Below are 21,607 nucleotides of genomic sequence, written 5' to 3'. Positions count from 1 at the left end.
GATTAAAGGACCTTACACGCAAAGCCTTTTAGGTAGAAACCTTCTGGGTAAGCGGTATCAGTAGGGTGATCCGCTGCTTGTTCGAAACGTTCCACAAATTTTACTTGGCGATTTGCATCTACTGCGGCATCGGCAATAATTTTTTGGAACAGAACTTGGTCCATCAGACCAGAACAAGAATAGGTAAGTAGTGTGCCACCAGGGTTTAGAATTTGCATGGCCAACATGTTTATATCCTTGTAGCCACGACACGCGCCATTTAGTTGTGCTTTGCTTTCAGCAAATTTCGGTGGATCCATGATAACAACGTCGAACTTCGTACCTTGGTCACGGTATTCACGTAGCAGTTTGAACACATCGGCGTTTAGGAATACAGCACGTTTCTTAGAGATATCAAACTCATTCAGCTCTGCATTGAATTTTGCTGTGTCGAGAGCAGGTTGTGATACATCGGCGTTAATAACACGTTTCGCGCCACCTTTTAGCGCGTACAGACCAAAACCACCTGTGTACGAGAAACAGTTGAGAACTTCTTTATCTTTCACGTACTTCATCGCTTGTTGACGGCTATCACGTTGGTCTAAGTAGAAACCAGTTTTATGACCACCAACAATATCTACGCTGATCTTCACGCCGTTTTCTTCAATTACCACTGATTTTGGTGGCTCTTCACCGTGCAATACGCCGGTTGTTTCTTTAAGACCTTCCTTCTTACGTACCGCGACGTCAGAACGCTCGTAAACGTTACAACCAGGGAAACACTCAACTAACGCATCAACAATAGCTTGTTTGTTGTATTCTGCACCTGCACTTAGAAGCTGACACACAAAGAAGTTTTGGTAACGGTCGATCGTAACACCTGGCATACCATCAGACTCTGCTGCGATAAGGCGGTAGCCAGTAAGACCGTCCCGGTCGATAACGTCTTCACGAAGAAGCTGAGCGTTGTTGAAGCGCTTAACGAAGAATGCTTTGTTGATCTCTTCTTTTTCAAAGCTCCAAATACGAGCACGAATTTGAGAAGCTGGAGAATATGCCGCTTTAGCTAGCCATTTCCCGTCGTGAGTAAATACATCAACGGTTTCGCCAAGAGCAGGTTCGCCCTCAACTTTACTGATGCCTCGGGAGAAGATCCATGGGTGCTTACGCTTAACCGATTTCTCACGACCTTTAACCAAATAGATAGCAGCTGTCATTTCTTTAGCTCTTGTTGAATTTTGAAAGGGGCGTATTGTCCGGGATGTTGCCCGCAAAAGCAATATCCATCGACAATCCAATCATTTGTAGAGGCTTTAATTATAAACTTGTGAGTGGAATAACGGACGGGTTTTCCAGGCGCAAAAAAGGGCCACCGAAGTGACCCTAGCTATTAGTGTATGTGATTAAGCTTTCAAGCCAGTCAGCAGTGATTCCATAGTGTCACTTTGGGCACGAAGCTGCTCGACATTCTGAGATGTGGTGCTGATCATCGTACACACATTGTTAGCTTGAATGCGGATCTCTTCAACACTCGATGCAATGTTGTCAGCCACTACGCCTTGTTCTTCAGCTGCCGTAGCGATTTGAACGCTGCTGTCAGAAATAGTTTGGTTCTTGTCTGCAAGTGAGCCAATCTCTTGGTTCACTTCGGCCATTAGAGTTTGACCTTCATTCGCATTGTGAACTGTTACTTCCATCAACTTAGTCAGTGATTGACTGTTACGTTGTAGCGCTTCAATCATTGCTTGAATTTCGACGGTTGCTTGTTGAGTCCTGCCAGCAAGAGCACGAACTTCGTCGGCTACGACCGCGAAACCACGACCTTGCTCACCAGCACGCGCCGCTTCAATGGCTGCGTTTAGCGCAAGAAGGTTCGTTTGTTCAGAGATACCGTTGATGGTTGTTACCACTTCATCAATCTGCGCTGCGTTTGCATCTAACTCTTCTACCGCTTGAGATGCTGATTGGATCTCAGTGGAAAGGTTAGAGATAGAGTGAAGCGTGTTTTCCACTTTCACCTGACCTGATTGAGCGACGCTGCGAGCATCATCAGTTTGAGTGCTTGAGTCATGAGCCAGTGTTGCTACTTCGCGAATGGTTGATGCCATTTCCTCTGTTGCGCTTGCCAGCGAATTCAAGTGCTCTTGTTGCGTGTTAGAGATTTCAGAACTGTTTTGAATAGATAGGTTTAGATCTGAGCTGATTTGCTGCATAAGCGCCACAGACTCCTGAATCGACTGAACCATCTTTTGTTCACGATCGGCAACTTTATCGATCGTAATAGCAATCTCACTAAACTCGTCGCGAACAGGGAAAAAGTTCATACGAGCAGTTAAATCACCGTTTGCCAATGTGTTTAGTGCTTTGTTCATTGTGAACATCGCACCACCGATGAACGTCATGATGTAGTAAACGCCCATTGCAATGATAAACAGAGTGATAAGAATAATGCTTACTTGCGTTGTAGATAGTGCTGTCCATAGCGACTGTTCGTGGTTAGCAACGAGACTAAAAGCCCCATTCATAACAGAAACAGCTTCTGGACCTGTACCGAAAGCAATCGTATCTGAACTTGAGATTAGGCTAGCAACTTGAGATTGCGAGAGATTGCCTGCCTCGATAAGACCTTTCATTAACATCAACTCTTCCTGATATAAGTCAGTAATAAGTGAGTCTGCGGCACTGTTCAAAACGAGAGTTAGGATGACTAATGCGATGAGAGGGAGCAAGAAGAGTAGGTAGAACTTTTCTTGAATCTTTAAATGGATGAGATATTTGTCAATCCAACGGAAAGGAATTTCTTTCATAATTATTATAACCATATAAAAACCCACTATCCTTAGTGGGGTAAATAGACGGAAATAATATATCACTCAAATTTAGGGAGCGGTATACGGATGGTACTAAAGTGTGAGAAGTTTCTGATAGTAGGTCACGTACAAGGTGTAGGATTTCGATACCACACATCACATCAAGGCTTGAAACTGGGTTTAACCGGGTACGCGAAGAACTTAAATAATGGGGATGTTGAGGTGATTGCTTGCGGCACCGATGAACAAATCGCGGCGTTTTCTAAGTGGTTGGAAGATGGTCCGCGGACGGCAACGGTTGACAGTGTTACTCAAGAGAGTGTGTCTTATAAGCCTTTCCGCGGATTTAAGATCTTATAGCTCCAAGCGCAATAACTCGATAAGCAACAGCTTCACACGCTGGGCTTGTCGACGTGGCGTTGAGGCGGGCGGTTTATAAGCATTTAGCAGGTTTTGGCAAACCAGCTAGCTTAGTCGCTTGCTTTGCGGGACCTTTCTTGAAAAGTTTGAACAGATACTTGCTGTTTCCTTTCTCTGGACCATGCGCTTTTTCCATCGCTTTAACCAGCATTCTTACAGCTGGTGATGTGTTGAACTCTTCATAGAAATCACGCACGAAGTGAACCACTTCCAAATGCGCCTCTGTCAGTTCAATTTCTTCTTCTTTTGCTAGAAGCTCAATCATGCCTTCTTCCCACTGTGTGTGGTCAAGTAGGTAGCCTTGAGCATCAGTTTCAATTTCTTTGCCGTTATAAACGAACATAGCTCTATTTCCGCTAAGTAACCATTGATAAGTATAGGGTAGCGTAGAGGCTGGCTTGTGCTCAACAAAAGAATCTGTTGAGTCGACTGAGCGAATTAAATTCATACGATTCAAAATATTAAACTGTGGGAGACAATCGTTAAGCTTACACCTTTCGAGTTATGCAAGAAAATGTAAACCTATGCAGGTTGTTAGAAAATTCTCGGGGTGAGTATTTCTATTTTTGCATGAGTATTCAATTTGTTGTTTGAGGGGCGGTGTAAAAAGGAAGGTAACATCCACAAGGTAAGGTGCAAAGAAAAAGCCCGAAGTACAACTTCGGGCTTTTTGGAGCTTCAATTCAATCTGACGGTTTAGTCGTCGTTCATGATACCTAGAATGCTTAGTAGGCTGATGAAGATGTTGTAGATTGAAACATACAGCGTAATTGTCGCAGAGATGTAGTTTGTTTCGCCGCCACGGATGATGCCTTGAGTAGTCATCAGGATTGCCATGGTAGAGAAAACAATAAACAAGCTGCTCATTGCTAGGTGCAGGATAGTAGATTGGATGAAGATACTCGCAATCATACCCACAACTAGAACAACGAACAGTGACAGCATTAGACCACCCATCATAGATAGGTCACGCTTAGTTGTCAGTGCGTAAGCAGAAGCTGCCATGAATGACAGAGCAGTACCGCCAAGTGCTGTTAGCACAACGTCGCCCATGCCAGCACCGATGTACATGTTTAGAATTGGACCGATGGTGTAACCTAAGAAACCCGTAAATAGGAATGTAAATACAAGACCCATGCTGTTGTTACGGTTCTTTTCAGTCAGGAATAGTAGACCGTAGAAACCGACCAACATTAGGATGATACCTGGACGTGGTAGGTTAAACGCCATCGATACGCCAGCAACCAGTGCTGACCATAGTAGAGTCATAGAAAGTAGTGCATATGTATTACGCAATACTTTGTTGGTTTGTAGAGCACTCTCTTGAGTAGTAGTGCGAGAAAACATAGGACTGTTCATAATCTTCCTCTATAAGGGACTGTCTTATCTTTAATATATAGACATATATGGGCCCGATAGTTCAAAAAATCAAGCCCGCCACATGTACATCTAGAACAAAATAATAATAGAAATAATGTGTTATGTATGTGGCAACTTGTAACACAATATTACCGCCTTGCCTAGCGGAGAAAGGCTTATTATTCAAAGCTCTGAAGACCAGTTCACGTAGAATGTTGTAACGTTGCGCAAATTTACAACGCGTTGAATCAACTGGACTTTCGTAACATGGTCTGTTTGCCAGTATGAGAGTAAAGAAAAAGCGCTGATATTTAGTTCAGCGCTTTGTCGGTTATCTCGGTGTTCAGAATGCGTTTAATGGTGAAGAATCTGAGCCAAGAAGTTCTGTGTACGATCCGATTGCGGGTTCTCAAAGAAATCGACAGGATTGTTTTCTTCGATGATTTCCCCCGCGTCCATAAAGATGACTCGGTCGGCGACTTCTTTTGCAAAGCCCATCTCGTGCGTTACACACAGCATGGTCATGCCTTCTTCCGCCAGTTCTACCATTACGTCCAGTACTTCACGCACCATTTCTGGGTCCAGTGCAGAAGTTGGTTCATCAAACAGCATCACTTTAGGGCTCATACACAAAGAACGAGCAATGGCTACACGTTGCTGCTGACCACCGGAGAGCTGCCCCGGATACTTGTCCGCTTGATCGGGGATCTTAACGCGCTCTAAGTACTGCATTGCGATGGCTTCGGCTTCTTCTTTTGGCATTTTCTTCACCCAGATAGGGGCAAGCGTACAATTCTCCAAAACCGTTAGATGAGGGAAAAGGTTAAAGTGCTGGAAGCACATACCCACTTCACGACGAACCGCCTCAATGTTTTTCAGGTCTTCTGTAAGTTCAGTACCCGACACATAGATGCTGCCAGCTTGATGCTCTTCCAGACGGTTGATACAGCGAATCATGGTCGATTTACCAGATCCGGATGGTCCACAGATGACGATTTTTTCGCCTTTCTTAACGTCTAGATTGATGTTCTTTAGTACGTGAAACTCACCATACCACTTATTCATGTCCTTCAACTGGATCATATAATCTTGTTGTTGCGTCATAATACGTCCTTGATCTTGATGAGTTATCGTTTGTGACCGGTATGCAATTTGTTTTCAAGCCATATCGAGTAACGTGACATGCCAAAACAAAATACCCAAAACACTAACGCGACAAATACATAACTTTCTGTTGCGAAACCTAGCCATTCAGGGTCGGTATTCGCAGCTTGTCCAATGCCCAGTACGTCAAACATACCAATAATAAGCACAAGACTGGTGTCTTTAAAGAGACCGATAAAAGTGTTCACAATAGAAGGGATAGTGATCTTAAGCGCCTGTGGCAAAATGATCAGTCCCATCTTCTTCCAATAGGTAAGACCGAGGGCGTCTGCCGCTTCATATTGTCCTTTCGGGATCGCTTGCAAGCCACCACGTACCACCTCTGCCATGTAAGCCGCACTGAACATAACCACACCGATAAGTGCACGGATTAGCTTGTCAGTTTCTGAGCCTTGAGCCAAGAACAGAGGTAACATCACTGATGCCATGAACAGTACAGTAATGAGTGGGACACCACGCCACACTTCGATGTATACAGTACAGATACTGCGGATGATTGGCATATCTGAACGTCGACCCAGGGCAAGCGCAACACCGATTGGAAGGGAGACGACGATACCAACGAGTGCAATGATCAAGGTTACTAGTAGACCACCCCATTTGTGCGTTTCAACCACTTCAAGACCGAATACTCCGCCATAAAGCAAGGCTGCAATAATGAATGGGTAAATGTTTACGAAGAACAACCAAATCCAAATGCGTTTCGGCGTTTTCTCATAAGCAAGTAGCGCAGTAAAAATCGCCAATGTGATGTAGAACAGGCGAGGGCGCCAGAGTTCCGCTTCCGGATAGAAGCCATACATGAACTGTTCCCAACGGACGCTAATAAAGACCCAACATGCGCCTTCACGCGTACAGTCGTCTCTCGTTGTGCCAACCCAGTCTGCATTGATAAACGCCCAATCAACAATGTTCCAAAGAGCAGAAAATACGATATAAGCCAGAATCAACGTCACGATGGAGTTGATTGGTCCATTGAATAGATTTTTGCGTAGCCAACCTACGACACCAACAGTGTTTGCTGGCGGCGGGAGATCAGGCTGAAATTGATGTGTACTCATATTATCTCTCCACCAGCGCAACTTTACGGTTATACAAGTTCATTAACGCAGAAGTGATTAAACTCAACGTCAAGTAAACGCCCATGGTCATCGCGATAATTTCGATCGCTTGTCCAGTTTGGTTCAGCGTAGTTCCTGCGAACACAGAAACCAAATCTGGGTAACCAATCGCCATTGCCAGGGAAGAGTTCTTGGTTAGGTTCAGGTATTGGCTAGTAAGAGGAGGGATGATGATACGTAATGCCTGAGGGATCACGACCAGCTTCAGAGTTTTTGTGCGTGGTAAACCAAGCGACATTGCTGCTTCAGTTTGACCATGACTCACAGCGTTAATACCAGAGCGTACAATCTCTGCGATAAACGATGCAGTATAAACGCTTAACGCAAGTAGAAGTGCAGCCAGTTCAGGAATGATACTGATACCACCTCGGAAGTTAAAACCTTTTAATTCTGGGTACTGCAAAGAAATTGGCATGCCAGCAAGGAAGTAAACCACTAAAGGAAGCGCGATTACTAAGCCAAATACGATGCGACCCATCGGAGTTTGTTGACCTGTTAAACGTTGCTTGTTGTTCGCCCATACATTGATCAAAATGCTTGCGATGATACCTATGACTAGTGCCGCGACGACGAAGCTACTACCAGCCTCCATGACAGGTGCAGGGAAATACAGCCCGCGTACATTCAAAAAGATAGCTTCGCCAAGGCTCATACTTTGCCTTGGTGATGGTAGAGCTTGAAGAACCGCGAAATACCAGAAAAAGATTTGCAGAAGTAGTGGGATATTTCGGAAAGTTTCAATATATACCGCTGCTAATCGGCTCACCAACCAGTTTGATGAGAGACGAGCGATACCCATAACAAAACCAATAACGGTTGCTAGGACAATACCTAACACTGAAACCAGCGCCGTATTGAGTAGACCAACGACGAAAGTACGCCCATAAGAAAACGTTTCGTCGTATTCGATAAGAGTCAGACCAATACCAAAGCCTGCTTCTTGATTAAGAAAACCAAAACCTGTTGCGATACCACGGGCATCAAGGTTCGTCAGTGCATTATTAATGATTGTGTAAAAGAAAAATACCAGTGCAGCTACGGCAATGATCTGGAAAATAGCGGAACGAAAAGCTGGATTATAAATCAGGCTCTTACTTCCGCTTGGTTTGGACATCGTACTTGGCGATGTATCATTCGTCGGCTTCATACAGCGATAACCTCAAACCCTTATTTATAGATTCACTCACGAAAAAGGGCGGCATAAACCGCCCTGTGATAATCGTTGTATTAGCGGATTGGTGGTGCGTACATAAAACCGCCCGCATTCCAAAGTGCATTCACACCACGAGAAATCTTCAGAGGTGAACCTGTACCAACCGTACGCTCAAAGCTTTCGCCGTAGTTACCAACTTGCTTGATCACTTGGTAGCCCCAATCGTCGCGAATGCCTAAACCTTTACCCTTCGGACCATCTACGCCAAGAATACGTTTGATGTTTGGATCTTTTGATTTCAACATCTCATCGGCATTTTTAGAGGTAATGCCGTATTCTTCTGCGTTCACCATCGCAAACAGAGTCCATTTCGCAATATTGAACCATTGATCGTCACCTTGACGTACAACAGGACCTAGAGGCTCTTTAGAGATGATTTCAGGAAGAACGTTAGCTGAAGAAGGGTCTTTCAAGTTCAGACGTAGCGCATACAAACCAGATTGGTCTGTCGTTAGTACGTCACAACGACCAGCATCAAAACCTTTAGAGGTTTGCGCTGCCGTATCAAATACTACAGGTTTATACGCCATACCTTGGTTACGGAAGTAGTCCGCAAGGTTAAGCTCGGTAGTGGTACCTGACTGCACACAGACTGATGCGCCATCAAGTTCTTTCGCACTTGAAACACCAAGATCTTTCTTAACCATGAAACCTTGACCGTCGTAATAGTTTACGCCAACAAAGTTCAGACCAAGAGCCGTATCACGGTGTAGAGTCCAGGTGGTGTTACGTGAAAGCACATCGATTTCACCCGATTGAAGCGCAGTGAATCGTTCTTTCGCGGTTAGGGGTACATATTTAACTTTTGTTTTATCCCCAAGAACGGCTGCAGCCAGTGCTTGGCAATATTCTACGTCGATACCTTCCCATTCACCTTTTGAGTTAGGGTTTGAGAAACCAGGTAGACCGGTACTTACGCCACAAGTAAGGAAGCCTTGTTTCGTGACTTTGTCCAGAGTAGTGTCTGCTGCTTGAGCTGAGGTAGCCATCATTGCAGTAGAAGCCGCTACGACGGAAGCAAGAACTGTTAGTTTGTTTGCCATTTGTATCCTTCCTGTATGATCCATGTTTAATCAGGAGCGACCTGATACAACGTGTCCAATTCGTTAGTGTTTTCGTCCTACATGATTGATTTTCGAAGAAACGGCAATCGCTAAATCAATCAGTTATAAGCGTAGGAAAGGATTTGCTAATTCTCAAATATATAATTTAAAAAGAGTTTTGGAGAGAAGTCACAAAGCGCCTTGCGATTTAGGATGACGAAATGTTAATTGTTTGTAAATAGTGCAACTAATTGTCAGATTGGTGCATCAGAACAATCGATAAAAGAGTGATTAAAACAGAAGGATAAAAGTTTGTTATTAAAAGTGTCATTAGTGTAGGGTGGCTATGTCAGCCGAAAATTTGAACAAAAATTATTTGTGAAGCCGAAACAAGGTGAAGTGGTTGCCCCATTTTTGGTAGCATGAATTTAGACAGTTATTTGAAGTGATCATGGATTGAAATGCGATATTTTCCTCTGTTCTTAGATTTAGTAAATAAACCAGTATTGGTTGTTGGTGGCGGTGAAGTAGCAAGCCGCAAAGTGGAAGCATTGCTCAAAGCCGGAGCAGACGTCACGATTGTCTCCCCAAGCCTTGTCGACTTTCTTGATAAGCTTGCTCAAGAGCAGCAAGTGCGATGGATTCAACGTTTTTATTCAAGTGACATTGTCACTAACTCATTCATTCAAGTATGGGCGACAACGGATAACCCGGAGCTTAACCATCAAGTGTATAAAGACGCAAAAGAGTTAGGTATTTTAGTAAACGTCGTCGATGACAAACCTTATTGTGATTTCATTACGCCTTCGATGATTAACCGCGGTCGTATTCAAATTGCCATCTCGAGTGGCGGTGCATCTCCAGTATTGATCCGAAACATCCGCGAAAAGTTAGAAGCCATCCTGCCGCAAAATATGGGACTGATGGCAGAGTTCGCCAACTCAAAACGTAACTCTATTAAAGAGGCATTACCAAGTGTCGATTTGCGTCGTAAATTTTGGGAGAACTACTTTTCGCACCCCGAGGTGGAAAATGCACGTGATAACCGTGAGCTGGAAACCATCTATCAAGAAACCATGACTAAGCCATTAGACGAGACAGGAAGCTGCACTTGGATTCAGGTAGGTAAAGACGTTGAAATGCTGCCTATTAAAGCCGTGCGCTACATGCAGCAGGCGGAGTTAGCGCTTCACTCAACCAAATGCGAAGCAAATGTGATGGAGTTAGTAAGAAGAGATGCGGAGCGTGAGGCATTTTCGAGTGCAACAGAGCTCTCAGATATGCTCAGAAAAGCCAAAGAAGAGAAGCTTCGTGTTTGTATCTTCGTTCCTTATGGAACAAGTGAGTTTTCACTTCTGCAAGGGCAAGACTTGGTAATCTAAGCTTTGTTATCTAGATACAAGTTCGTTGTCTAAATTAGTTATCAAAAATAGACGCTTAGATTACTCACAACACATACAAAAACGCCGACGAATATCTCGCCGGCGTTTTTTATTCCACTGTTCTCATTCTCTACATTAAGAGAGTAGGAGAGCGCAATTAATCACGGAAGTTGTTGTACTGGAATGGGATACCCGTCTCAGCTTCACGGATCGTTGCAATCGTTGCTTGCAGATCGTCACGCTTCTTACCCGTTACGCGCAGTTTGTCGCCTTGGATAGATGCTTGAACTTTAAGCTTCGCGTCTTTGATTAGTTTAACTAGCTTTTTCGCGGTAGGCGTATCGATACCTTGGCGGAACGCAATGTTTTGGTGCCAGTTCTTACCCGTCGCTTCTGGATTTTTTGCATCCATAGCGTTCGCATCAATGTTACGCTTCGCCAAGTGGCTACGTAGGATGTCACGCATTTGCTTTAGCTGGAACTCGCCTTCTGCTGACACTTTTACATTTTCTTCTACTAGCTCAAAGCTCGCATTCACATTGCGGAAATCGAAACGAGTAGACAGTTCACGGTTAGCGTTATCAACCGCGTTACGTAGTTCAACGGTATCGATTTCTGAAACAATATCAAACGATGGCATGAAGATTCCTTGATTATCTTGTTATAGGGAAATTACTTACTGGATTTTACTGCGGCTGCCAGCATGTCTAGCATCGTTTCAGTATCATCCCAACCTAGACATGGGTCAGTAATCGACTGACCGTAAGTTAGGTTGTTAATATCAGTCATTGGCTGATTGCCTTCAATAATGAAGCTCTCTGCCATGATACCCGCAATGCGAGTGCTGCCTGATTTAATTTGTTCACAAATGTCTTGTGCAACATCAATTTGTTTACGGTGTTGCTTCTGACAGTTCGCATGACTGAAGTCTACAATCAAACGTTGTGGTAAGTCGAATTCAGCAAGTGCATCACACGCTTGTTTTACAGACGCTTCATCAAAGTTAGGACCTTTCTCACCACCACGAAGAATGATGTGACCATAAGGGTTCCCACTAGTGCGGTATACCGTCATACGCCCATTCTTATCTGGAGAGTAGAAGTAGTGTGATGCTTTAGACGCACGAATCGCATCAATTGCGATTTTTACGTTACCGTTAGTACCGTTCTTGAAGCCTACTGGACAAGATAAAGCAGAGGCCATCTCACGGTGGATTTGAGACTCGGTCGTACGAGCGCCAATTGCACCCCACGTAATCAGATCTGCAATATACTGACCTGTGATCATATCAAGAAACTCAGTAGCTGTAGCAAGACCAAGCTTGTTGATATCCAGTAGCAGTTTACGTGCTTTATGAAGACCCGCTTCAAGTGCGTATGAGCCATCTAGGTTAGGGTCAGTGATAAGACCTTTCCAACCAACAACAGTACGAGGTTTTTCAAAGTAAGTACGCATTACGATAAATAGCTCGTCTTTGTACTTATCTTGGATATTCGCAAGGCGAGTTGCGTAGTCGATTGCCGCTTCAGTGTCGTGCACAGAACACGGACCAACGATAGCAAGGATACGGTCATCCTCACCAGTTAAAATCTTTTCAATTTGACGACGAGATTGAGCGATGCGATCAGCTACATCATCAGTGATTGGATGTACGCTGCCTAGCTCTGCGGGTGTCGGCATTGGACCCAAAGGTTGGGTTCTCAATTCATCTGTTTTTATAGGCATGTTATAGCTTTATTCTCTATTGCGAAGCGGTAAAGATAACGGAATTATAGTTAGGAATAAACCGTTTCACGGGATTCTTATCTGTTAAATACCGAAATGTATGTAATGCTGTGGCTATTCATTAATGATAGTTATGTATAAATGACAAAAACTGCTAAGGAGATCAATACATAGTCGTTTGAATTTATAACTACTTTTTCTATTCGATAACACGTATTTTTGCAAAAAGAAGCTTGGAGGCTAGGTATTCTGGGTGTTTCATATCCAACTTTAGAACTCGATAGAAAGAAACCGTTTGCGAAATTCCGTAGCTAGATCGATTTGCTATTAACAATTCTTTGACATTTTGGTGCTTCATTGATTAACTGGTCAGACTAGTTTGGTAAGGAGACCAAAATGTTATCTGCTGTTCGCCGTGCAAACCTTTATCTCAACTTATTCGGTTTTTCAAAAGTTCCGCTCATTTGGTTATGCCGCCCGAAAATTCTTGCGATCGATGATCAACATGTGGAGGTTAGAATCCCACTGAGAAGAAGAACCAAGAATCATCTTAACAGCATGTATTTTGGCGCGCTTGCCGTTGGTGCTGATGTGGCAGGTGGTTTTCTTGCGATGAGTAAGGCCCAAGAACAAGGGGAGCGCATTTCTCTGGCATTTAAAGGAGTAACGGCTGAGTTTTTAAAACGCCCTGAAGGCGATGTGCATTTTGTATGTCACGATGGTCCTTTGATTGATGAAATGCTTCGTATGACTCTAGAAACAGGTGAACGTATCAATCGAGACGTTAAGATCACCGCATTGTGTCCAAGTATTAATGGTGACGAACCAATGGCGGAGTTTTCCTTGACGCTTTCCATAAAAAAAGCTGCTCAAAGACAAGCTGCTTAATTTCTCAATAACGACTTATGACGTTCTAGTTCAATTCTATTTTCTCAATAGACACAATCTTCGAACGGTTCAAAACCACTTTCCAACGATAGTAAACAGGTTCATCGGTGTGGTTGTCTTCTTTGACAATCACATTGAGCAAGTGGCGTTTCTCAACAGACTCCTTACTCACTTGCCCTTCGTTTAATCGATATACGCGGTTTGAGCTTTTGTCCATTAAACGAATAATCGGGCGTAAACTCATGTTTAATGTCTCACGAGTTTGCTCGTAACCACTCAAGAACAATGATGTCGCCATCTCTGTTTTCGCATGATAGTGAAGGATTTGTTCTTCCCGTTGAACAACTCGTTTTTTACGAATGTTCTGAATACGATCAGGTAGGCTTGAAAGAGAACGGTAATCTAACCATTCCAATTTACGACCCACAACTTTCTTTGTTGTTGGGTCCATGTACTTCTTACGCCACTTTGGCTTACCTTTGCGGATCCAACGCCACATAGCGTCGCGCAGGTCATCTTTAAAGATTTCACGTAGGGCGTAGATAAACGACATCGCGATGATGAAAGATGCAGAAATCTCTCCTAAGTAATCTCGGGCAAGAATAACGGTACTCGTCACGACCACCATCACCAGACCTGTTGCGATGCCTTTAATCGCTCGTTTGATGTTATTACCCATCGACATCGTTTTTTCACTCAAAACGATAGGGTGTTCAATCAAACGTCTTAACAAACGCATTTTGTTCGATAAACGGGTCACATCTTCAACAACGCTTGCAGAGTTGTAATTGTTTAGCTTTCGGTGCGCTTGCTCTTTCTCACACAGTGTAATCAAGCGTTCCTTGATCGTGCTGTAATCTCCTTCACGAGGCAGGTGAGCCACAAGGGATAGGAATTTTTGCTCTGTGTACCAAGACAAGTAATTATCGATGTTAACGTAGTAGCGCTTAAGGTTTTCCTCATAAGGAATCGAACGGCGAAGACGTTTAAGGATGTCGAGCGTCAGTTCAATGACTTCATCTACTTCCTCTGCCGTGACGCTGTCACTCTCATGTTTATTTAGTGCGGCAACAGCTTTGTCGAGCGCGATAACGTATTGATACGCAAACAAACTCAAACTTACACGGTACTGACGGTTAGATAAGCGTCCACGTTTAGCAAGGCGACTGTGGACCAAAGGAAGCAGTACTTCAGTACTGTAATAAGATCGTTTTTGCGTGATCGAAGTGTAGTAGAACTCAGACTCACTGATGATGTCGGAATTTAAACCTAACTCACCAGGGATGAAAATATAGATATCAAGGTCGAGCGTTTTACTCTTTGCCAACGCATGGCTAATTTTCAAAGTTACCGAGTCTTGTTTGTCGACAGTGACCAAGGAAAGCTCCTGATTTTGCTAAAGCATCCTATACCCATAAGCGCCCGTTAATTGAATTAACTTAAGATCGGACTAGGATAAATTGTTGAACTAACACAGCATAACAGAGAGGTTTGCTTTTCTCTCTGATTTTCTTGTTAGTTTGGGTATAATTCCCTGTAAATTTAAAAAGAGACAAATTCGATGATTAAAATTGGTCAAATTAACAGCTTAGAAGTCATTAAAACGGCTGATTTTGGCGTATTTCTGGATGGCGAAGACTACGGTTCTGTATTGCTGCCTAATAAGTATGTACCTGAAGGTACAGAACTTGGCGCGCACCTAGATGTATTTCTTTACTTTGATTCAGAAAGTCAGCTAGCTGCGACCATTGATAAACCAATCGCTCAAGTCGGCGAATGGGGACTAATGAAGATCGAAGGCATCAATAAGACTGGTGCGTTCGTAAACTGGGGTATTAAAGAAAAAGACCTTCTTATCCCATTCAGTGAGCAACGCGCTCGCTTTACTTCAGGTCAAAACATCCTAGTTTACGTTTATACAGATAAGGCATCTGGTCGTATTGTAGGTACAACTAAGTTCAATAAATGGCTAGATAAAACGCCGGCTAACTACGAAGTGAATGAGCAAGTTGATCTGATTATCGCAGAGCGTAGCCAACTTGGTTATAAAGCCATCGTGAACGGCGAACACTGGGGCATGATCTTCCCATCGGATGTGTTCGGTAAGCTGTTTATTGGTAAGAAGCTGAAAGGTTATATTAAGCAAGTTCGTGAAGATGGCAAGATTGATCTAGCGCTACAAAAAGTTGGCGTAGCGAAGATGGATGATCTTTCTAGTAAAGTGGTTGAGTTACTAGAAAAGAAAGGCGGCTTCTTGCCTCTAAACGATAAATCTTCTCCTGAAGCGATTTTTGAAGCGTTCCGTACCAGTAAAGGTACTTACAAGAAAACCATTGGTGGCTTGTATAAAGCAGGTAAGATCGTTATTGAAAAAGACGGTATCCGTTTAGCCGAGTAAACAGATTCACAACTGATGAAAATAGTGTTGGCTGGTGGACTAGTGAGTTTTTCCTTTTGGGTAATTATACCCAAGTAACCTCGAGATGCTAGGTTCAGCGAGAATGACTTGGTTTGTAGACGCGGCGGCGATTTAAAGATCTAGTCATTCTAAATCAAGAATCGGCAACAAAGTATACAAGCCAAGGCAGCTCGCCCTTTGGGAGCGTGTCATTGACCCGATTGCTACGTCAAACAACTTGGAAAGAGCTAGCTATTACACTGCGTTGTTTTCCTTACTCTCGAATCAATGACAACGCTCTGAATCCTGCATCTTGAAGTCACTTGGGTATAGCTCATATAGGGAATGCATCAGTCAAAAAAATGGCCCAAACTCGTCCTTATTTTGGGCCTAGGGGAAACGGCTCCTTTATAGAGCCTGCGCTAAACTTTTTGACCAACACATATTGTCGGTTAAACATAGAGAGAAATGCCGTTTCAAAGCGATGCTTTGATACATTCAGTTTAGTACAGGGCACTCGGATCGCTAGTGAACCCAGTTCCAATCATGCTTTAGAACCAAAAAGCCATCGTAAATACGATGGCTTTTCATTTATTTATAGTATTTCACTTTGCTACTAAAATAAGTTCTTATCTCGCACTAATTCACGTGGAAGACCATTTTTAACGCGGTTACTTACCCATTTCCCAAGACCAATAATCGCGCCTTCGTACTTCACGAGCACTTCGCCTTTACCCGTTTTCATATCTGTTGGAATGTTTTGCGGGCGAACATCGCGACCCATGTACCATTCTCGAGCTTCTTCAATCGTTAACTCAATTGCGTTTTTCTCGTTACCAGTTGCTAGGGCAGTTGCCACTTGATGTTGCCAGCGGTAACCGTTTTTGTGCGCTTCGGCGATTTTAATGCCCATACGCGAAAAGCGTAATTCGCCAATCATAGGTTCTAGCGCGTCAGGGAAAAGCCAAACGTCTTTATCGCGAACCCAAACCGTGCTGTCATCTGGTAGTTCGATGCCCATCGTGTTTTGTAACTGCTTAGCGATTTCTGCTGATTCTTTGTTAGACGCTTTTACAAATGGGAATTTACCCATACGTTTTTTTACTTGTGGCGCTTCTACTGCTGCAAGCTTACGAATTCGAGCTACGAAGAAGCCTTCACAGTCATAAACCTGAGGGAAGATATGTAAGAAGCCTTCTTCTGTTAGCGCCGCTTCTGCATTTTCAAACAGATCTTTTAAGCTCTCGAACTGAACTGCGTCACCAAAAGTTTCTTTAAGGTGATGGCAAACCTGTTGGTTCTCTTCGGTACTCAACGTACAGGTTGAATAAACCATCACGCCACCTGGCTTAAGAGCGTGGAAAGCACTTTCAATCAGATCTTTTTGTGTGTCTGCAATTTCAATCACCGACGCTTGCGTCCAGTTCTTCATTGCGTCTTCATCTTTTCGAACCGTACCTTCACCAGAACATGGCGCATCCAACAGAACCGCGTCAAATTGTTCTGGGAGCCAGCCACCAAACACACGACCATCGAAGTTACTTAGCGCCGCGTTTCGCACGCCACAACGCTCAATGTTGGCATGAAGTACTTTTACACGACTCGCAGCGTATTCATTCGCGACCAAAACGCCTTCGTTGTTCATCAACGCAGCAATTTGCGTTGTTTTAGAACCAGGGGCAGCTGCGGTATCGAGAACCGCGTCGTAGGATTCATCATCCATGAACAGGGCAGAGACAGGCATCATTGAGCTTGCTTCTTGAATATAAAATAGCCCTGACATGTGCTCAGCAGTGTTACCTAGTGGGACAACCGATTCATCCGCTTCGATCCAAAAACCCGTATCACACCAAGGAACCGGAGAAAGCGTCCAGCCTTTTGATTCTGCACGCTCCAAAAACGTTTCTACGCTGATCTTCAACGTATTAACACGAATACTTTTGCGTAATGGCTTTTGGCACGACGCGATAAAGTCTTCCATGTTGAGGTGAGCAGGGAGAATAGTTTGGATTTTTTCCAGAAAAGCTTCTGGGATGTAAACGTTAGAATGCAAAGTGAAGTCTCGATTGCAGAATTTGCCGCAAATAATATACGAAAGCGGATCAGAAACGAATAGCCAGCAAGGTTTGAGCAATAAAAAAGAGCAGCAATTGCTGCTCTTTACGTCGATAATGTTCTCTAAAAGCACTATGGTTTTGGAATAGCAGTGCGCCACTGAGTCCAACTCTCTTCTGCTTGAGGGTATAAGTAGAAAGATTGCCCTTGTTTTGCCGCTGGTGGAATTTGTGATTGCTCAGGGGTTGAGAAAGCAATGCCGCCACGAACTAAGCTGTCAAATGTACCTGCTTTGATGTTTGCGCCTCCTAGACCAATAGAGACATCAACGCCTGAGACATTCCAGAACACACTGTTTTGACGAACAAGATATGCATATGCGGGCTTTATCTCGATTTTTGTTACCACTCGATCAGCAAACTCACCCAAGTTGACACTCGTTACACTGCCTACTTCCATTTGTCGATATAGGATAGGGGTTCCAACTTGAACTGAACCACGTTGCTCACTTTGTAGTGTGAATGACACTCCTTGTTGTGCTTGCTGGCTTTTCGCTAAATCAAACTTGAATTTCGCGGCGCCATGACCAGGTTCAACACTGATGGATTTTGATACTAACGCGCCTAAGTTCTTCACGCCACCCAGCCCAATTTCAGGTTCTGTTAGCCAGAAGTGTGACCCGGTAACGGCGATATTGTCGACATATTCAGGAAGAATGCGCGCGGTGACTTCCACCATTTCACGACGAAAGTTTGGAACGACTAGAGTAACTTCACCGACCTTAACACCTTGATATTTAATTGGCATACCTTTGGTTACTTCTTGACTGCCATCGGTTTCTAACGCGATAACACGACCAAACTTACGTGCTTGGTTCTGATCGTTGTATAGCTTCCAACGTTGACCCACTTTATTCTCAATGCCCGGAATGGAGTCAAAAGCAATACCACCTTTGATCAACGTTTTAAGAGGGTGAGCTTTGACGGTGATACCAGCAAGAGAGGCATCAATCTCTACACCAGAACGGTTCCAAAATACCGTCTGTTCACTGAGTAAGTGCGCGTATCGATTTTCAATGGTTGCTTTGACGATCACGCCACCATCGACCAGACTGAAATCAGATACGCTGCCAACTGGCAAATTGCGGTAGAGCAGAGGGCTACCTTTAGAAATCGGTGGTAACTCAGATGCAAAGAGAGTCAGCGTCTTAGAGCCAGATTGATTGTACTGTGCAAGCTCCGCTAGAGAAGCGCTCTGGAACAATTGGTATTCTTTCTGGATTTGCTCTTGTCCTTGGCTAACGAAGCTGATTGAACCAGTGAGAAGCTGCTTAGCTGGAGGTACTGTGACACTCAATCCTGACTCTGTAAGTTCTGCAGAAGCACTGCCTGTCACGTAGAAACGGTTGTTCGCTTTTATTAGATGCTTGTACTCATTGTCGATAAGGACATCCATGAACACTTCATGCTTTGCCGCTTGCGCTTGTTTTTCATCAAGCAAACCGACTTTAATGATCGAGCCAACGACAATGCCTTTGTAAAGTACGTTTGCACCGCTGTCTAAGCCAAAGGAGTTGTCAGAAACGAGGCGAATTGCAATCGACTTCTGCTGTTGCTGATTAAATACATTCTGGCGAATGGCAGTAAATCGTCGAGATCTTTCACCTTCACCCGGGACGATGGTTAAAAAGTTTCCGCGGACAAGGTTTGCGATATTCTCAACACCAGAAAGGGAAACTTTTGCTTCTTCAAGAACAAAACGTGTGCCAGAAGTCAACATGTCACTGAAAGCAGGTTGGATTGCAGCAGACGCTAAAATCACTTCACGACCTTCAGATAGGCTTAAATCGGTGATTTGTCCTACTTCAATCCCGCGGTACATGATAGGCGCGCCTTCGCCGCTAATTTTGTTGTCATCAGGAAGCGCGATTTTGATTGGAATACCGCGCCCCGCAGTTTTAAGGTCTTTATAAAGACGGAACTCGGTATTCTCTTCAACGGGTTCGCCATCATCTGGCGAGTCAACAGCAATAGCGCCACCAAGTAGGGCGCTCATACTTTCTAGACGAACATCAACACCTTCAAAACCGATGCTTGCACCAATTCCACTTACGTTCCAAAAACGGCTGCGGCTATTAATCAGGTGCTGATACTGCTCTTGTATATTGGCTTGAATGGTTATGGACTTCGCATCATCATTCAGTTGATAGCTGAACACTTCACCAATCGGAATCTTTTTGTAGACGATTTGCGAGCCAATAGAAACGCCGCCCAAGTCTCGGCTTTTCAACTTAATGTTCAGACCTTGAGTGACTCGTAAGTCGGTAGGAGCCGATTCCAAAGCATGAAAAGTGGTTTCAAACTGTTCACCATCACCTGGCTGGATAGAAATGTAGTTACCAGAAACCAACGCATCAAGACCAGACACGCCGGTTAAACTTGCTGTTGGTTTTACTAACCAGAAACGCGTTTTATCGTTCAGCAGTTTCGTCGCTTCAGGGTAGATATCAGCGTCGACATAAATGCTGCCTAAATCTTCAGACAGGTTAATGTCGCGCACCATTCCCACTTCTAAACCTTGATAGCGGATAGTGGTTCGTCCAGCGACCAAACCCGCAGCATCGGAAAAATAGATTTGTACACGCTGTCCTGCGTCATGAATTGATTTCACAACAAGCCAGCCAGCTAAGACCATAGTCAAAATCGGCAACAACCAAAGGGGAGAAATACCTTTACTCCTCTTTACATCTGGCACATATGACGTTTGAGAACTGTTCTGATCACTCATTAATTGACTCTTTTTCTGATTGTGTTGGGGCTTGGTCCCAAATAAGCCTTGGGTCAATGCTCTCCGCCGCAAGCATTGTTAAAACGACCACCAGACCAAACGCAACAGCGCCATAACCCGGTGTGAAGTCGAGAATTTGTCCACGATCGACCAACGTCATCATGATAGAAATAACAAACAAATCCATCACTGACCATTTGCCGATCCATTTTACTGCAAAGTAAACCATCATTCGTTGTCTTCTAAACACCGAACGTTTGAATTTGATACATAACAAGATGTAAGTCAGACCGAGAATCTTAGCCACAGGAACGACGATACTGGCAACAAAAATGATAACCGCGATACCGTACATACCGTTTTTAACTAAGCCTGCCACGCCTGAAAAAATAGTGTCTTCCAAGCGCTTACCGTTTGTCAGCAAAATTGAAATCGGAATCAAGTTGGCAGGGAAGATCGCAATCGTCGCTGCAATTAAATATGCCCACGTTTTTTGGATAGAATTTGGTTTACGGTGGTAAAGTGCGTGATGGCAACGATGGCAGTTTTCGCCTTCAGGTTGCGATAAGTGGCACTCGTGACAATGCACATCTTTGTGTTCGAAGTCGTAACTGTTTTCAGGTTGCCATGCTTCCCAATAACGACGAACACTAATGCGAGAGATCAACAGAACCGTAAAAACTTGTAATAGAACAAGACCAATTAAGCCCGGTCCAACAAAAATATCGGAGTAATCTTGCAGCTTAAAACAAGAGATTGCGATGCTCACAAGGAACACATCCAACATTACCCAATGTTTTAGGTGTTGGATTAACCATAATGAAACGCGAAGCCCTTTAAACCAACGTTTATGCAACGACCAATGTGCTGTTACGACAGAACTGCACACAATAAGTGGGGCAAGAGAACTACAAAAAAGAATGAGGATAGAAAGGAGGACGAAGCCCTCTTGAAATAACGTTATCATTCCAGATGGCAGTGTCGCCGGAATCATCACACCGAATAGCCGAATACTGATGAAGTTAAAAAAGTGCGAAGGTATAAAAAGTAGAATACAAGTAACAGCGATAGCGAGATTACCAGATAGGCTAGGACTACCACCACGATAGAGCTGAGTACCACAACGTGGACAATGTGCATTTTTGCCATTAGGTAGATCGACGATATCGACAGGCAATTCGCAACCTTGGCACAAGCGGACGCTATTCGGTTGCATGGCGTGTTTAGACAGAGAGGTCACAACGACCTCTCTAAACTGAATGG

At 43.9% G+C, this 21,607-nt stretch carries 18 protein-coding genes; 4 read left to right on the top strand and 14 right to left on the bottom strand.

Annotated features, from left to right (window positions below):
• Positions 1–2 precede the first annotated feature (2 nt).
• Both NL647_RS16970 and NL647_RS16965 read right to left on the bottom strand, forming a co-directional pair.
• The gene (locus NL647_RS16970) at positions 3–1,196 is read right to left on the bottom strand and encodes a class I SAM-dependent methyltransferase (RefSeq protein ID WP_005446769.1); all 1,194 of its coding nucleotides are present in this window, start codon (positions 1,194–1,196) and stop codon (positions 3–5) included.
• A 186-nt stretch (positions 1,197–1,382) separates the two neighbouring features.
• Positions 1,383–2,786, bottom strand: coding sequence for a methyl-accepting chemotaxis protein (locus NL647_RS16965; protein WP_005446771.1), 1,404 nt, complete (start codon positions 2,784–2,786; stop codon positions 1,383–1,385).
• A 90-nt stretch (positions 2,787–2,876) separates the two neighbouring features.
• Here NL647_RS16965 and yccX point away from each other — a divergent pair, with 90 nt between their 5' ends.
• Positions 2,877–3,149, top strand: a complete 273-nt coding sequence (yccX, locus tag NL647_RS16960; protein ID WP_005446772.1) for an acylphosphatase — start codon at positions 2,877–2,879, stop codon at positions 3,147–3,149.
• A gap of 73 nt (positions 3,150–3,222) precedes the next feature.
• Here yccX and NL647_RS16955 read toward each other — a convergent pair whose 3' ends face one another.
• From NL647_RS16955 to NL647_RS16930, 6 genes are all read right to left on the bottom strand, one after another.
• Positions 3,223–3,552: a TusE/DsrC/DsvC family sulfur relay protein gene (locus NL647_RS16955; protein WP_005446773.1), complete on the bottom strand. Its 330-nt coding sequence runs from the start codon at positions 3,550–3,552 to the stop codon at positions 3,223–3,225.
• Positions 3,553–3,905: 353 nt separating this feature from the next.
• A complete protein-coding gene (locus NL647_RS16950; protein WP_005446774.1) occupies positions 3,906–4,568 on the bottom strand; it encodes a Bax inhibitor-1/YccA family protein in 663 nt (220 codons plus the stop codon).
• 354 nt (positions 4,569–4,922) lie between these two features.
• A complete protein-coding gene (locus NL647_RS16945) occupies positions 4,923–5,672 on the bottom strand; it encodes an amino acid ABC transporter ATP-binding protein (protein WP_005443945.1) in 750 nt (249 codons plus the stop codon).
• A 23-nt stretch (positions 5,673–5,695) separates the two neighbouring features.
• Positions 5,696–6,793, bottom strand: a complete 1,098-nt coding sequence (locus NL647_RS16940) for an amino acid ABC transporter permease (RefSeq protein ID WP_005446775.1) — start codon at positions 6,791–6,793, stop codon at positions 5,696–5,698.
• Between the two features lies 1 nt (position 6,794).
• A complete protein-coding gene (locus NL647_RS16935; RefSeq protein ID WP_005446776.1) occupies positions 6,795–8,000 on the bottom strand; it encodes an amino acid ABC transporter permease in 1,206 nt (401 codons plus the stop codon).
• Positions 8,001–8,080: 80 nt separating this feature from the next.
• On the bottom strand, positions 8,081–9,109 hold the full coding sequence (locus NL647_RS16930) for an amino acid ABC transporter substrate-binding protein (protein ID WP_005446777.1): 1,029 nt from the start codon (positions 9,107–9,109) through the stop codon (positions 8,081–8,083).
• Between the two features lie 461 nt (positions 9,110–9,570).
• Here NL647_RS16930 and NL647_RS16925 point away from each other — a divergent pair, with 461 nt between their 5' ends.
• Entirely contained in the window at positions 9,571–10,491 is a 921-nt protein-coding gene (locus NL647_RS16925; protein WP_005446778.1) for a bifunctional precorrin-2 dehydrogenase/sirohydrochlorin ferrochelatase, read from the top strand.
• A gap of 157 nt (positions 10,492–10,648) precedes the next feature.
• On the opposite strand, the gene NL647_RS16920 is transcribed toward NL647_RS16925, so the two are convergent.
• Positions 10,649–11,131 carry a YajQ family cyclic di-GMP-binding protein gene (locus tag NL647_RS16920; RefSeq protein WP_253650433.1) on the bottom strand — a complete coding sequence of 161 codons (483 nt, stop codon included), beginning with the start codon at positions 11,129–11,131 and terminating at the stop codon, positions 10,649–10,651.
• Positions 11,132–11,163: 32 nt separating this feature from the next.
• Positions 11,164–12,216 carry a 3-deoxy-7-phosphoheptulonate synthase gene (locus tag NL647_RS16915; RefSeq protein WP_005446791.1) on the bottom strand — a complete coding sequence of 351 codons (1,053 nt, stop codon included), beginning with the start codon at positions 12,214–12,216 and terminating at the stop codon, positions 11,164–11,166.
• A 396-nt stretch (positions 12,217–12,612) separates the two neighbouring features.
• Between NL647_RS16915 and NL647_RS16910 the strand changes: the two genes are divergently transcribed.
• On the top strand, positions 12,613–13,104 hold the full coding sequence (locus tag NL647_RS16910; protein ID WP_045489062.1) for a DUF4442 domain-containing protein: 492 nt from the start codon (positions 12,613–12,615) through the stop codon (positions 13,102–13,104).
• Between the two features lie 25 nt (positions 13,105–13,129).
• Here the strand turns inward: NL647_RS16910 and NL647_RS16905 are convergent, their stop codons facing one another.
• Positions 13,130–14,482 (bottom strand): hypothetical protein, encoded by a 1,353-nt coding sequence (locus NL647_RS16905; RefSeq protein ID WP_005446794.1) that lies wholly within the window; start codon positions 14,480–14,482, stop codon positions 13,130–13,132.
• A gap of 183 nt (positions 14,483–14,665) precedes the next feature.
• Between NL647_RS16905 and NL647_RS16900 the strand changes: the two genes are divergently transcribed.
• Entirely contained in the window at positions 14,666–15,502 is an 837-nt protein-coding gene (locus tag NL647_RS16900; protein ID WP_253650432.1) for a S1 RNA-binding domain-containing protein, read from the top strand.
• Between the two features lie 616 nt (positions 15,503–16,118).
• On the opposite strand, the gene rsmF is transcribed toward NL647_RS16900, so the two are convergent.
• The 3 genes from rsmF to NL647_RS16885 form a co-directional block, all read right to left on the bottom strand.
• Positions 16,119–17,555 (bottom strand): 16S rRNA (cytosine(1407)-C(5))-methyltransferase RsmF, encoded by a 1,437-nt coding sequence (gene rsmF / locus NL647_RS16895; RefSeq protein WP_239923669.1) that lies wholly within the window; start codon positions 17,553–17,555, stop codon positions 16,119–16,121.
• A 134-nt stretch (positions 17,556–17,689) separates the two neighbouring features.
• Positions 17,690–20,344 (bottom strand): MlaD family protein, encoded by a 2,655-nt coding sequence (locus NL647_RS16890; RefSeq protein ID WP_253650431.1) that lies wholly within the window; start codon positions 20,342–20,344, stop codon positions 17,690–17,692.
• Positions 20,337–21,584 (bottom strand): paraquat-inducible protein A, encoded by a 1,248-nt coding sequence (locus NL647_RS16885; protein WP_026000329.1) that lies wholly within the window; start codon positions 21,582–21,584, stop codon positions 20,337–20,339. Before NL647_RS16885 ends, NL647_RS16890 begins: the two co-directional genes overlap by 8 nt.
• Positions 21,585–21,607 lie beyond the last annotated feature (23 nt).

Origin of the sequence: Vibrio sp. Y29_XK_CS5 (assembly GCF_024181835.1) — a bacterium.
Taxonomy (GTDB): domain Bacteria; phylum Pseudomonadota; class Gammaproteobacteria; order Enterobacterales; family Vibrionaceae; genus Vibrio; species Vibrio harveyi.
Note: the sequence above shows the minus strand (reverse complement) of the source record. Positions and strands in the feature narration are given on the sequence as shown.

Bases quoted from the DNA above. Each gene is read 5' to 3' on its own strand.
- NL647_RS16940 (WP_005446775.1), bottom strand. From the start codon at position 6,793: ATGAGTACACATCAATTTCAGCCTGATCTCCCGCCGCCAGCAAACACT.
- NL647_RS16935 (WP_005446776.1), bottom strand. From the start codon at position 8,000: ATGAAGCCGACGAATGATACATCGCCAAGTACGATGTCCAAACCAAGC.
- NL647_RS16950 (WP_005446774.1), bottom strand. From the start codon at position 4,568: ATGAACAGTCCTATGTTTTCTCGCACTACTACTCAAGAGAGTGCTCTA.
- NL647_RS16920 (WP_253650433.1), bottom strand. From the start codon at position 11,131: ATGCCATCGTTTGATATTGTTTCAGAAATCGATACCGTTGAACTACGT.
- NL647_RS16965 (WP_005446771.1), bottom strand. From the start codon at position 2,786: ATGAAAGAAATTCCTTTCCGTTGGATTGACAAATATCTCATCCATTTA.
- NL647_RS16925 (WP_005446778.1), top strand. From the start codon at position 9,571: ATGCGATATTTTCCTCTGTTCTTAGATTTAGTAAATAAACCAGTATTG.
- NL647_RS16955 (WP_005446773.1), bottom strand. From the start codon at position 3,552: ATGTTCGTTTATAACGGCAAAGAAATTGAAACTGATGCTCAAGGCTAC.
- NL647_RS16900 (WP_253650432.1), top strand. From the start codon at position 14,666: ATGATTAAAATTGGTCAAATTAACAGCTTAGAAGTCATTAAAACGGCT.
- NL647_RS16930 (WP_005446777.1), bottom strand. From the start codon at position 9,109: ATGGCAAACAAACTAACAGTTCTTGCTTCCGTCGTAGCGGCTTCTACT.
- NL647_RS16945 (WP_005443945.1), bottom strand. From the start codon at position 5,672: ATGACGCAACAACAAGATTATATGATCCAGTTGAAGGACATGAATAAG.
- NL647_RS16915 (WP_005446791.1), bottom strand. From the start codon at position 12,216: ATGCCTATAAAAACAGATGAATTGAGAACCCAACCTTTGGGTCCAATG.
- NL647_RS16890 (WP_253650431.1), bottom strand. From the start codon at position 20,344: ATGAGTGATCAGAACAGTTCTCAAACGTCATATGTGCCAGATGTAAAG.
- NL647_RS16910 (WP_045489062.1), top strand. From the start codon at position 12,613: ATGTTATCTGCTGTTCGCCGTGCAAACCTTTATCTCAACTTATTCGGT.
- yccX (WP_005446772.1), top strand. From the start codon at position 2,877: ATGGTACTAAAGTGTGAGAAGTTTCTGATAGTAGGTCACGTACAAGGT.
- NL647_RS16970 (WP_005446769.1), bottom strand. From the start codon at position 1,196: ATGACAGCTGCTATCTATTTGGTTAAAGGTCGTGAGAAATCGGTTAAG.